The organism is Algoriphagus sp. 10J20-15 (assembly GCF_055809615.1).
The window spans coordinates 25,898-38,168 of sequence record NZ_JBVVUG010000045.1; the positions used below are offsets into that span (position 1 = coordinate 25,898).

Consider the following 12,271-nt stretch of genomic DNA (forward strand, 5'->3'; position numbering starts at 1 on the left):
TGTCGGATGACCGATGACCGATGCTGGATGACCGATGCCGGATGACCGATGTGGGGTGCTTGATGTCCGATGCTTGGTGTCCGATGACAGGTATTGAGGGTGGAATGACTAGTGATTTCTTGTTTTAAAATATAGAGCTATGGAAGAATATGTGCCTCACTTTAAATTCGAAAAGCTTCAAATATGGCAAAAGGCCATGGATTTTGGAGAAGATATATTCCTTGTGACCAAGGACTTTCATAAGGACGAGATATATAACTTGATTTCACAAATAAGGCGTGCTGCGGATTCCATTGCTTTAAATATTGCTGAAGGATCGATTTCTCAATCTAACCCTGAATACAAGAAGTTCTTAGGCTATGCAATTCGATCCTTAGCAGAAGTTGTCACTTGCATTCATAAAGCTGAAAGAAGAAAATATATTGATAAAGAACAGTTTAATAAACTATATGCAGAGGCTTTTCACCTAATGAACATGATGCAATCCTTCAAGTCAAAGATTAATTAGCTAGAAATGAAGTGCCTTGAAACACAGAGGTTAATAGATATCTTAAAAAAAATTATAAACAATGATTAAGGTTCCCAAATCATCGGGCACCCGACATCGGTCATCGGACATCGGACATCCGACATCTAACAATAAAAATCTAACAACGACTTAGGGGCCCACATCGGGCACCCGACATCGGACATCTAACAATAACAAACATGAACGTAATCAAAACTGTCAATCTCAGAAAAATGTACGCTACCGAGGAGGTAGAGACAACTGCTTTGGATAACATCCAGATTGAAATCAAAAAAGGCGAATTTGTCGCTATCATGGGTCCTTCAGGTTGTGGTAAATCCACTCTCCTGAATATCCTTGGTTTGCTGGACAATCCTGATGATGGAGAGTATCACTTTCTTGAACATGAAGTTGCAAAATTCTCTGAAAGACAGCGTTCCTCACTCAGAAAGGGAAATATCGGCTTTGTCTTCCAGAGCTTTAACCTGATCGACGAATTGACTGTATTCGAAAACGTTGAGCTACCACTGCTTTACCTTAAAATCGCAGCCGATGAACGCAAAAAAAGGGTTGAAGAAGTGCTTACCCGAATGAATATCATGCACAGAAGAAATCACTTCCCTCAGCAGCTTTCTGGTGGTCAGCAGCAGCGTGTGGCTATTGCCAGAGCAATTGTAGCTAAGCCATCCGTGATCCTTGCCGATGAACCTACAGGTAATTTGGACTCTACTAATGGCGAGGAAGTAATGCGTCTTTTGGAAGAATTGAATAACGAGGGGACTACCATCGTCATGGTAACTCACTCTCCGCATGATGCTAACTATGCTCACCGAATCATCAACCTATTTGATGGTAAAGTAGTGACTGAGAATATTAGGGAGCAGTTTCACGTTTAAAGTCGGGAAGTAGGAGGTTAGGGAGTAGGAAGTCGGGATGTAGGAAGTTTGGTGATCACAGTATATGTGGTTATTGAGCTTTGTTGTCGATTGATATATAATTTAAAACGAATAATTGATGGATTTTAAATTTGAAAAACTTCGTATCTGGCAAACTTCAATGGTATTTGGCGAGATGATTTTTGGAATGTCTAAAGATTTTCCAAAAGAGGAATTGTACAGCCTTACTTCTCAAATCCGTAGAGCAGTTGACTCTATTGCATTGAATATTGCAGAAGGAGCGACTGGTAATTCTCAAGCTGAATTCAGGAAATTTGTTGGCTATTCCTTAAGATCACTAGCTGAGGTAGTGACCTGCCTTCACAAAGCAAAACTTCGCGGATACATTGAAGAAGAATCCTTTCAGAATAGTTATAAACAAGCTTTTGACTTGATGAATAGCATCGCCGCCTTTAGGAATACACTAAAATCAACCGATAAATAACCTCCCACTTCCAACCTCCAACCTCCCACTCCCCATGCTCCGCCATCATATCCTCCTCGCCTTCCGCAGCTTCATGAAGTCCAAGCATATTTTTGCTATCAATCTCTTTGGGTTGACGGTTGGTCTGACTACGGTCATTCTGATTTTGCTATGGGTGAAGGATGAAATGAGTATAAATCGCTACCATACTCAGGTAGATCAGATTTACCAGGTGATGACGAATCATGATAATTCCACCGGGATTGTCACCGTGCCTTACACCCCTGCGTTGATGGCTGAAGCCATGAATGTGGAATTGTCTCAGGTGGAAAAGGCAACAGCGCATTCTTCTTTTATTGATGGTGTTACTTTCGAGCAGGGAGATACTAAAATGACCGGGGGTGGGTTTTTTGTAGATCAGGAGTATTTCCAGATTTTCGATGTGGATTTTGTTGCTGGAAACCCGCAAAAAGCATTAACGGATATCAATGCCGTCACGCTCTCTGAAACTTTGGCTACCAAACTTTTTGGAAGTCCACAATTGGCTTTAGGCAAGTCTCTGAAATGGCAGGCTTTTGAATTTGCGAATGAGGTAGAAGTTACCGCAGTTTATAAGGACTTCGGGAAACTAGACCTTGATAAGCCTGATTTTCTGCTTGCATTTCCCTATTTCAAACAAATGCTGGGAGAGGGCGCCCATTGGGATAATTACAATTCTACCACAACTGTCCTCTTAAAAGAAGGAACTGACATCAATGGTTTTAATGCCCAGATCTCTGATTTCATCACAAATAAGGAAGTAGAGTCCAATGTCTCCGTCTTTGTACAGCCATTTGGAGATACCTATCTGTATGGCACTTATGAGGATGGAAAAGTAGCCGGCGGAAGAATCAGCTACGTAAAAATCTTTTCAGTGATCGCCATTTTTATCCTGGTTATCGCATGCATCAATTTCATGAATTTGACCACGGCCAGATCTATGAGTAGGTTAAAGGAAATTGGTGTGAAGAAATCCATGGGAGCAAGTAGAGCTGGTCTTTTCGGCCAATTCATATCAGAATCACTGGTTTTGACCCTATTTGCCCTAGTCTTAGCAGTGTTGTTGTCTTTTGTTCTTCAGCCCTTTTTCAATCAGGTCACTTCCAAATCCCTGACGCTATCATTTAAGCCAGATGTGCTGATCATCTTATTCAGTGTCTGGTTGATTACCGGATTATTGGCAGGGATTTACCCAGCTATATATCTCTCCAAGTTTAAGCCAGTGGAGGTGATGAAAACTACTATCAAGGGAAGTTTTGGAGAGCTTTTAGCCAGAAAAGGCCTGGTAGTATTTCAGTTTTCAATCTCACTTCTACTGATTATCGGGATCACGGTTTTGAGCAAGCAAATGAGCTATATCCAAAATCAAAATCTGGGTTATAATCAAGCTCAATTATTGGAATTGAATGCCTCTGGAATAACTCCAAACCAATTGGAGGCCTATCTTGAAGAAACCAAAAAAGTAGCTGGGGTAAGCAATGCATCCAGCTTATCACACCCATTGGTTGGACTTGCCAGTGCGACTATCGGTCTGACTTGGGAGGGTAAAAATGAAGAGGAACAAGTCAAGTTTGAAAATATCAGTATCAACATGGGATTGATTGAAACCATGGGTTTTGACATGGCGGCAGGAAGAGCCTTTTCTCCTGAGTATGGGGAGGAAGAAAATAAAATAATCCTAAACGAAGCAGCAGTTCAAACTATAGGTTTCCAAGATCCAGTGGGTCAAATAGTCAACTTATGGGGCGAGGACAAAGAGGTGATCGGTGTGGTGAAGGACTTCCATTTTGAATCTTTGAAGGAAAAAGTAAAGCCAGCTTTTTTGAAATATGATCCGAGTTTTGCTCAAAAGGTAATGGTGAGAATTGAGTCAAATGATCAGCAGGCTAGTATTGCAGGTGTTTCCGATGTCTATGAAAAATTTACTGGACAGCCCTTGAACTACTCCTTTATGGATGAAGATTACCAGTCGCTTTATGCCTCCGAGCAGCGGGTTTCCAAGCTGGCAAAATACTTCGGTGTTATGGCGATTTTCCTGTCTTGTCTAGGTTTGTTTGGCTTGGCCGCATTTACTGCAGAGAAGCGCAAAAAGGAAATTGGAGTGCGCAAAGTCATGGGAGCTTCTTTAATGAGCGTGCTGACTTTGGTTTCAAAAGACTTTATCGAATTGATCCTGGTTTCTATCCTGATTGCCATTCCTATTGCCTGGTATTTCGCGAATAACTGGCTTGAAAGCTATGCCTACCAGACAGATTTGAGCTGGTGGATATTTGCTGGATCAGGTGTGCTTTTGATTGTGATTTCTCTGATTACCGTAGGATATCAGGCGTTTAAAGCAGCCTCTGCAAATCCTGTGGAGTCTTTGAAAAGTGAGTAGGAAGTAGCTGATAATAAGACTTAAGTAGCAAGTTCCAAGTAACTAGAATCAAGAGTCAAGAACCAAGAAGCTAGATCGAATAAAAAGGAAAGACTTATAGATTGGAGGACAAAGACAACCAGATATCTGGCAACCTTACCGCCTTCCAAAATCTGAATTTTAAATCTTCCAATTTTCCTATGTTTCAATCCTTAATTATCTAACCATGCTTAAGAACTATTTCAAAATCGCCCTCAGAAACTTAAAGAAGCATAAGTTCTACACCTTCATCAATATCCTAGGGCTATCGGTGGGCGTGGCGGTCTGCATGATTATCTCACTTTTTGTAATCAACGAGCTTTCCTACGACAAGCACTTCAAAGATGCCGATCAGATCTACAGGATTCATGCGGATATCATTTTTGGTGGGAATCATTGGAATATGGTCCAAGCACCGGCTCCAATGGCTGAAGCTCTTCCTGAGGAATTCCCTGAGGTGGAATATGCGGTTAACTTTAGAGGACGTGGTTCTTACCTGGTGAAAAAAGTAGATCAGAACATCAAGGAAAATGGCGTAATCTGGGCAAGCAAGGACTATTTCAATGTTTTTGGAACTCCGCTTCTAGAAGGAAACCGAGATGGGGTATTGGCAGAACCAAATACCATGGCCATCAGCAAGAGTATCGCAGAGAAGTATTTCCCAGGGGAAAGTGCCATAGGGAAATCCTTGATTTTGGATAATGACATGGATTTTAGGATCACTGGAGTCTATGAAGATATTCCTCAAAACAGTCATTTCCACTTCAATTTTTTATTGGCCATGGAGGGATTGGAAGAAGCGCAGACCAGTTCATGGCTAAGTAATAATTTCCAGACTTATCTGAAAGTAAGAGAAGGCACAGATCCTGACGCTTTAAATCAAAAATTACAATCTCTGGTAGAAAAGAACATAACACCTGAGTTGGGTAACCTATTCGGCGAAGGAGCTTCGCTGGAGACTATGTTTGTAAATGGTGGGAAAATGGAATATGAAGTTCAGCCTCTTTTGGATATCCACCTGAAAAGTGACCTGATGGGGGAATTTGAGCCTAATTTCAATGTTACCTACGTCTATCTGTTTGTGGCAATTGCCTTGTTTATTCTGGTTATTGCCTGTATCAATTTTATGAATTTGTCCACGGCGAGATCTTCTTCCCGTGCCAAAGAAGTAGGAATTCGGAAAGTGATGGGTTCATTCCGAACGCACTTGATTCGACAGTTTTTGATGGAATCCATACTATTGAGCTTTATCTCCTTTTTGATCGCGGTGCCTCTGGTTTCTTTGTTACTTCCTCTGTTTAATAACTTGGCAGCTCGGCAACTTGCCATGCCATTTAGCTTTGGGTCTTTTTATCTGATTTTGATTTTAGGAGCGATTGGTACGGGCGTACTTGCAGGTATTTATCCGGCATTTTTCCTTTCCGGTTTCAAGCCGATTAGCATTCTGAAAGGAAAGGTTTCCATGGGAATGAAAAGTGGAATGATTCGAAGCTCGCTGGTGGTATTTCAATTTGCGATCTCTATCATTTTGGTGATCGCCACTATCGCAGTTTTCAACCAGCTGAATTACATACAAAACAAGAAGATCGGCTTCAATAAGGAGCAGATTATCACCGTGGATGATATCTATGCTTTAGAGGGTCAGGCGGAGACCTTCAAGCGAGAGATTCTGGCAAATAGTATGATGGAGTCGGGGACAATTACCGGATATCTGCCCGTGTCTGGAACCTGGAGATCAGACACGCCTTGGTGGGCAGAGGGCAGGGATCCCAAGCAAACCGAAAATATGGTCAGCTTACAAAACTGGCAGGTGGACTACGATTACGTGAAGACCATGGGAATGGAAATAGTGGAAGGGAGAGATTTTTCCATGGATTTCCCCTCTGATTCCAGCGCTGTGATTCTCAACGAAACAGCCGCAAAGAAATTCAACTTCATCGGAAATCCTATAGGTCAAAAGATCTACTCCATGGCGGGTAATAACGAGACCGCTAATTTGGATGAATTGGAAAGTAAGACTGTGGTAGGGGTGGTCAAAAACTTCAACTTCGAGTCGCTCAAAGAAAATATAGGTTCAGTGATGATCTTTCTGAGTGAAAGTCCAAGCGGCATTGCTTCCTTCAAGTTCAATTCTGCAAATACAGATGAGGTAGTAAGTTTCATCGAGGCAAAATGGAGTGAACTGGCTCCGGGGCAACCCTTTACTTATTCTTTCCTTGACGATAGATTCGGGCAAATGTATGCCTCAGAAACCCGTCTAGGCAAAGTCTTTGGCATCTTTGCTGGTTTTGCAATAGTGATTGCTTGTTTGGGTTTATTTGCCTTGACAGCCTTTACGGCAGAGCAAAGAACCAAGGAGATCGGCATACGAAAAGTGCTGGGTTCCAGCATAGGAAGTATTGTAGTATTACTCTCTAAGGAGTTCGCCAAGCTAGTTCTTATCGCATTTGTGATCGCATCACCTATCGCTTGGTATGCCATGCAAAAGTGGCTGGAAGACTACCAATTCAAGCAGGAGTTAGGCTGGCAGGTATTTCTTGGTGCAGGTTTATTCGCTATTCTGATTGCCTTGCTGACTACGAGCTATCAATCGATTAAGGCTGCTACTTCAAATCCAGTGGATTCATTGAAAAGTGAGTAGTTTTTAGAGTAGCAAGTATCAAGAAGTAAGACCTAAGATTCAAGACACAAGAGCCAAGTCAGAAAGCTAAAGGCTGAGATCTGAAAAGTAGATTAGACCTTTGAGGTTTTTAAAACCTCGAAGGTCTATTATTAATTTGTGACTTATTCTTTTTCTTCACTTTCTTGAAATGAAGAACCGACCCATCAGGAAGGATGATTGTTTTGGTTCCCCGTTTTTTAAAGAAAAAGGATGGGTATCCTGAGTTTGGTTTTGCAGCTACTTGCTGGGAATCATCTTGTGAGAATAGGATGGAATGGGTTCCATTTGGATTTACAATGATTTTCGAGTTTCCATTCCCAATAATTTGTGAATGAGTACCATCGGGATTTACCAAGATATTGTTGCTGCCCGGATTCACGGCAACGGTGTGGGTTCCGTCAGGATTGACTATTACTTTGTGAACGCCATGATCAATAACCACTGAGTGAGTTCCATCTGGATTTACGATTACCGACTGAGCATGCAATCCAGAACTCAACATCGCGAAAAAAAGTATTCCCAAGATCTTCATAGTAGTTTTTACTTGGACAGGAGAGAAAAGGTTTAGAAAACTTTGGGGAGATTACCAATTATAAATTGGTTAGAATAGGAGGGTGTAGTTACAAATCCCACGCAGTTCCAATCAATGATTTGACTACGCTCAGACGGGTCAAAAAAGAAAATTCTTCGTTTTTTTTATGGGTGAACCAAAAAGACCAGGAATAAAAAGCAAAGTTACCCAAAGACCTTTGAGGTTTTCAAAACCCGGAATGTCTCATCTATAGGACCATTCCCCTGAAGCTGCAAAAAATCTGATCAGAGCTGCTCATTATCGCCTATTAGCCGCTCGCTAATCATTCCGAGGTGATAATTATGTGTTCTGAACTGATAATTCGGAGATCGAAGGTGATAGTCAAGAGTTTCAATCTGATATTGTTCGACCCATTCTGGGTCGTGGGGTTCACTTTGGGATATTCGTTTACCATGGGTTGCACCCATGGTTATTAATGGTTTGACCCCATTCGGGGTCTTGCTTTTAGTTCTAAATTCACAAGCACGACCACGGAGTGGGTGAACCTCTTGCAATGTAAAAATCACAATAGATATTTAGGATCAAATTTGATTTCATACTCATTCAACAAGGATTTGTACTCATCTTCAAATGAAATGGTACGATGATGCTCCTCTTGGTTTTTGATGTACTTCATTAGCCTTTCTTTGGCTTTTATAGTTTCTGAAAATGCGCCATAGCCATCCTGCCAACCCTGGAAATCAGGAAAAATCTTCTCCTCCTTTATCAGGTCATCACTGGCCAATTTGATGTCTTTTACCAGATTAGCAATCGCAATCGTCGGATGGATATGGGTTAAAATATGTAGGTGATCTTCCACGCCATTGATCCGATATAGGTGACAATTTTTGTTGGTGAGGAGTTGATGGATGTAGGCAAAAAGTCTGCGTCTGTCGTCTTTGATAAGTGTGGGTTCCCGGTGTTTGGTGGAAAAAACTATGTGGTACATAAGCTGTGTGTAAGTGCTCATAAAAATCTGGATTTAGTGGAAAAATGGAGTGTTGGAATTTCGGGAATTTGGGTGGTATTGGCAATGGGTATTATGTAAAAAGTTCGACCACCTTCGGGGTCGTGGGGTGGATTTGGATGCTCTTTTACCGTGGGTTTCACCCATGGCTATTGAGAGGTTTGATCCTTTCAGGATCATGTGTTCAGAACGGTTATTGAAAGATTAGATTTCAACCGCAATGGGCATGCATTTCAGGATTATTTAAATAGGTAAGTTTTTGCTTTCACCTTATGACCACGGAGTGGTCCAACTTTTCAATAACCGCGGGTGCAACCCGTGGAAGTGAAATAGTGATGGGATATGGCAACCCCGGAGGGGTTGAACATATCGGGAATTGCAAATGCTAGAATATAAAAAAGGATAGATACAATCTACGCTTAGTATAGGTTTCTACTCTTAGTGGAGTGTTGGAATTTCGGGAATTTGGGTGGTATTGGCAATGGGTATTATGTAAAAAGTTCGACCACCTTCGGGGTCGTGGGGTGGATTTGGATGCTCTTTTACCGTGGGTTGCACCCATGGCTATTGAGAGGTTTGATCCTTTCAGGATCATTTGTTCAGAACAGTTATTGAAAGATTAGATTTCAACCGAAATGGGCATGCATTTCAGGATTATTTAAATAGGTAAGTTTTTGCTTTCACCTTATGACCACGTAGAGGTCCAACTTTTCAATAACCGCGGGTGCAACCCGTGGATAGGTGATCTTGATTTGAAATGTCAACCCCAGAGGGGTTGAACTTTTTAGAGAGCTTTTTCAATTTGAAAAATAAAAAAAAAGCATAGATATAAGCTACGCATAGAACAACACTAGTTTCACACCTAGGGGATGGGGAATTACCATTTAGATTTTTTCTCAGATAAAAATAAATATACTATAAACATAAGGCCAACAATTGAAATCATCCCTATTAAATACGGCCCTATAACCAACACAAAAAAAACAACAAATATTGCTGCGCATATTAAAAATAATATGAAAGTAATATTGTTAAATTTAGACCTCCAAGTGGAAGGCATGGCTTTAGTACCTCCTTTCTCTTGTTGAGAAGACAGGTTTTTATTAATATTGTCGATATGATCTGTAGATAATTCCTCAATGTGAAATGGGTTTATAGTGCCTGATGGCTGATAGTTATTACTTATTAAATAAATATATTGCTCTTTAGCATATTTTTCCTTATTTTCTATATATTCTAAATAATCTATTTTAGATAATGGACCTGATTTTATGCTACTGTAAGTTGTTTTACCTCCGCTTCTTCGAACATTAATTTTTATAAAGCCTTCATTTTCTAATTTTCTAATATAACTATCATGGATGTTTTGATCATATTTTATGCTAAATTTATTATCCCACACACTCCTCTTTATGCTATTTACAATTGAGCTGTCGATGACTCTTTCATTAGTTTTAATTATTTCTAAAATTGAATTAATAATTAAATATTCTTCACTCATAATTACATTAATTGATTTTAACTTTATACCACCCCCTCCCCATCTATCTCCCTCATCACCCTATCCGTCTCCACAAGCGCCTTGATGATTTTTTGATAATGCAGAATATCTTGGAAATCTAGCTGACGGCCTTTGCGGTCTTTGAGTCATTTATAGGAGGTTTGTTGTCCGCCGATTTATTATATTCTAATTATTTTAAATTTATTTAAAGTTTTCATTTTTCCATTTCTAGAACTCACTAGGTTTACTGTGAGAAAAACTTCTATATTCTTCATGAATAGTTAAAAAATTGGAAGTTTGTGTAAATGATGGCAAGAGCAATTCTATATCAAACACAGATAAACAATTATTAAACAATATTTTAATCTTACCTAAAACAGTATTTAAATCACTGAGTTCTTCAATCGAAAATGTGAGAAATGAAAATTCACTAATCAATCTTGAATTATCTATGTGAGCTACCTTTTTGTCTCTTAGGATTAATATTTTATTAAATATAAGACTTTCTCTAATTTCATTAATAAGTACATTGTTTTTGTTAAACTGACTTTTATATTGTAAGCCAACTATGTTTAGTAATTTATTATTTAACTTCTCAAGACTAGCGAAATGTTCATTTTTCTTTTTTATTATCTCTTTCCAGAAGTTTGGTGAGTTCTAATATAAATGTATTATGCAAAGTGAATAAGTAAAACTTAAAAGTATCCGACAATGCAATTGGTGACTTATCTTGACTTTTATGACCAATTATTTGACTGATTTCAATTAAACATTTATTCACTATGTGAATTGAAATATAACAAAATTCAATATTTTTTGGCCTAGTGTAACTCATCCTTCACCCCCTCCACGATCCTAATCTCCTCCTCTGTCAATCCATTTAACTCATACACCAAATCGTCGATTTGGGCATCGATTCGGGTGATTTTGGACAGGCATCTGCAAGTTTTTTCAGCAATTGATGTATAAAAATGAGCCATGTTCGGGTAGTTGATAAAAATTGATTCCTAAAGATATCATTTACCCCGAAAACGAAAAGCAGTTTTTTTAATTCCTAATGCTTTTAGGCTATTTGAGAGCGTTAAAAGATTTATGTTTAAATAAGGAAGGTTTATACAACCTTACTCCTTGCTCACCACGGTCTATGGGACACAGAACAAGGGATACAGATCGTGCCTTTGGCACTCTTGGCTTCAACATCAATTTCACCTACCCTGAATTTCGCTTCGCTGTATTCAGGGCTGTTACTTGTGGTGCCGTTGGCACAAAAGTAGGTGCTTAGGCCTTTCAAGATTCTTGGTTCAAGTCTTCAGATCTGCCTGCTGCAGGCAGGCTTGGAATAAAAATATTGCAGTTTTCACCTAGGTCTGTGCCTGTCCGCCTTGGCGGATCACCAAAGACCGAAATAAACTATACTAGAAGAGCGAAACGACATAAACTGAAAAAAAAGAGGCTGTGGGACACAGACTATGGGGAATGAAAGTGGTCTGTGTCTCACAGACCACGGGGTGGGAAGTGTAAATGGAGGGATCAACTGCAACTTTGCCTAGGTCAGTTCTGTTTACCTACCATGCATACGCTTGAGCCATATTTTAACTGGAGACATCTTTACATCGCTTCGGAGGATCCTCAATCTCCGTTTTTTGAATATCAAAACAGCGAGATTCACTTTACCGATCAGATCTATAATTTTCTGATTCACCCACAGTGGGATAGCATGGAATCTGAGACGCTTTTTCTGAAAGTACTCTATGCGGACTATCACCTTGGTTTTGCTGTGATTGAATTTATAGGTGAGTGGAATGACCTGCTGAACAATGATATTATGACCTTGAAGCGGAATATCATCGAATTGATGATCGCAGAGGGCATCAATAAATACATACTGATTTGTGAGAATGTGCTCAACTTCCATGGTGATCTGGAGGCTGATGATTACTACGACGAATGGCAGGATGAATTAGAAGACGGCTGGATCGTCATGCTAAACCTGCAGGATCATGTCCTGTCTGAAATGAGCAGGTTTGGTGTAGACCGGTACTTGGTCATGGGAGGGAAGTTAAACGATGTGAGTTGGCGAACCCGTCACCCCAAACAGCTTTTTGAAGCAATTGATAAAGTGGTGACCAGGAGGTTGGGTGGTTAGGATTTTATATACCTCGGCCTGTGCCTATCCGCCGTGGCGGATCACCACAGACCGAAACGAAATAAACCTAAAGTGGTCTGTGGGACACAGACCACGGTGGAGGAATTTTATCTGGCACTAGCC

At 40.2% G+C, this 12,271-nt stretch carries 11 protein-coding genes; 7 read left to right on the forward strand and 4 right to left on the reverse strand.

The features are described 5' to 3' along the window. The first annotated feature begins 139 nt into the window (after window positions 1-139). The 5 genes from AC0L6R_RS19785 (at window position 140) to AC0L6R_RS19805 (ending at window position 6,942) form a co-directional block, all read left to right on the forward strand. Window positions 140-508, forward strand: coding sequence for a four helix bundle protein (locus tag AC0L6R_RS19785; RefSeq protein WP_473272790.1), 369 nt, complete (start codon window positions 140-142; stop codon window positions 506-508). 200 nt (window positions 509-708) lie between these two features. After that, window positions 709-1,404 carry an ABC transporter ATP-binding protein gene (locus AC0L6R_RS19790; protein WP_283411580.1) on the forward strand — a complete coding sequence of 232 codons (696 nt, stop codon included), beginning with the start codon at window positions 709-711 and terminating at the stop codon, window positions 1,402-1,404. Between the two features lie 118 nt (window positions 1,405-1,522). Continuing rightward, window positions 1,523-1,888, forward strand: a complete 366-nt coding sequence (locus AC0L6R_RS19795) for a four helix bundle protein (protein ID WP_473272791.1) — start codon at window positions 1,523-1,525, stop codon at window positions 1,886-1,888. Between the two features lie 34 nt (window positions 1,889-1,922). Beyond that, a complete protein-coding gene (locus AC0L6R_RS19800) occupies window positions 1,923-4,283 on the forward strand; it encodes an ABC transporter permease (protein ID WP_473272792.1) in 2,361 nt (786 codons plus the stop codon). Between the two features lie 205 nt (window positions 4,284-4,488). Next, complete coding sequence (locus AC0L6R_RS19805; protein ID WP_473272793.1) at window positions 4,489-6,942, forward strand: ABC transporter permease; 2,454 nt, start codon at window positions 4,489-4,491, stop codon at window positions 6,940-6,942. A gap of 109 nt (window positions 6,943-7,051) precedes the next feature. Here the strand turns inward: AC0L6R_RS19805 and AC0L6R_RS19810 are convergent, their stop codons facing one another. The 4 genes from AC0L6R_RS19810 to AC0L6R_RS19825 all read right to left on the reverse strand — a co-directional run bounded on the left by AC0L6R_RS19810 (window position 7,052) and on the right by AC0L6R_RS19825 (window position 10,982). After that, window positions 7,052-7,495: a hypothetical protein gene (locus AC0L6R_RS19810; protein ID WP_473272795.1), complete on the reverse strand. Its 444-nt coding sequence runs from the start codon at window positions 7,493-7,495 to the stop codon at window positions 7,052-7,054. 562 nt (window positions 7,496-8,057) lie between these two features. Further along, a complete protein-coding gene (gene tnpA / locus AC0L6R_RS19815) occupies window positions 8,058-8,504 on the reverse strand; it encodes an IS200/IS605 family transposase (RefSeq protein ID WP_283411574.1) in 447 nt (148 codons plus the stop codon). A gap of 874 nt (window positions 8,505-9,378) precedes the next feature. Next, window positions 9,379-10,002, reverse strand: coding sequence for a hypothetical protein (locus AC0L6R_RS19820; RefSeq protein ID WP_473272796.1), 624 nt, complete (start codon window positions 10,000-10,002; stop codon window positions 9,379-9,381). Window positions 10,003-10,823: 821 nt separating this feature from the next. Further along, window positions 10,824-10,982: a hypothetical protein gene (locus AC0L6R_RS19825; protein WP_473272797.1), complete on the reverse strand. Its 159-nt coding sequence runs from the start codon at window positions 10,980-10,982 to the stop codon at window positions 10,824-10,826. Window positions 10,983-11,146: 164 nt separating this feature from the next. On the opposite strand from AC0L6R_RS19825, the gene AC0L6R_RS19830 reads away from it, so the two are divergent. Both AC0L6R_RS19830 and AC0L6R_RS19835 read left to right on the forward strand, forming a co-directional pair. Then, the gene (locus AC0L6R_RS19830) at window positions 11,147-11,284 is read left to right on the forward strand and encodes a hypothetical protein (protein ID WP_473272798.1); all 138 of its coding nucleotides are present in this window, start codon (window positions 11,147-11,149) and stop codon (window positions 11,282-11,284) included. Window positions 11,285-11,572: 288 nt separating this feature from the next. Then, the gene (locus tag AC0L6R_RS19835) at window positions 11,573-12,148 is read left to right on the forward strand and encodes a hypothetical protein (protein WP_473272799.1); all 576 of its coding nucleotides are present in this window, start codon (window positions 11,573-11,575) and stop codon (window positions 12,146-12,148) included. The last annotated feature ends 123 nt before the right edge of the window (window positions 12,149-12,271 follow it).

Coding starts and splice junctions, on each gene's coding strand:
- AC0L6R_RS19785 (WP_473272790.1), top strand. CDS start 140: ATGGAAGAATATGTGCCTCACTTTAAATTCGAAAAGCTTCAAATATGG.
- AC0L6R_RS19790 (WP_283411580.1), top strand. CDS start 709: ATGAACGTAATCAAAACTGTCAATCTCAGAAAAATGTACGCTACCGAG.
- AC0L6R_RS19795 (WP_473272791.1), top strand. CDS start 1,523: ATGGATTTTAAATTTGAAAAACTTCGTATCTGGCAAACTTCAATGGTA.
- AC0L6R_RS19800 (WP_473272792.1), top strand. CDS start 1,923: ATGCTCCGCCATCATATCCTCCTCGCCTTCCGCAGCTTCATGAAGTCC.
- AC0L6R_RS19805 (WP_473272793.1), top strand. CDS start 4,489: ATGCTTAAGAACTATTTCAAAATCGCCCTCAGAAACTTAAAGAAGCAT.
- AC0L6R_RS19810 (WP_473272795.1), bottom strand. CDS start 7,495: ATGAAGATCTTGGGAATACTTTTTTTCGCGATGTTGAGTTCTGGATTG.
- tnpA (WP_283411574.1), bottom strand. CDS start 8,504: ATGAGCACTTACACACAGCTTATGTACCACATAGTTTTTTCCACCAAA.
- AC0L6R_RS19820 (WP_473272796.1), bottom strand. CDS start 10,002: ATGAGTGAAGAATATTTAATTATTAATTCAATTTTAGAAATAATTAAA.
- AC0L6R_RS19825 (WP_473272797.1), bottom strand. CDS start 10,982: ATGGCTCATTTTTATACATCAATTGCTGAAAAAACTTGCAGATGCCTG.
- AC0L6R_RS19830 (WP_473272798.1), top strand. CDS start 11,147: ATGGGACACAGAACAAGGGATACAGATCGTGCCTTTGGCACTCTTGGC.
- AC0L6R_RS19835 (WP_473272799.1), top strand. CDS start 11,573: ATGCATACGCTTGAGCCATATTTTAACTGGAGACATCTTTACATCGCT.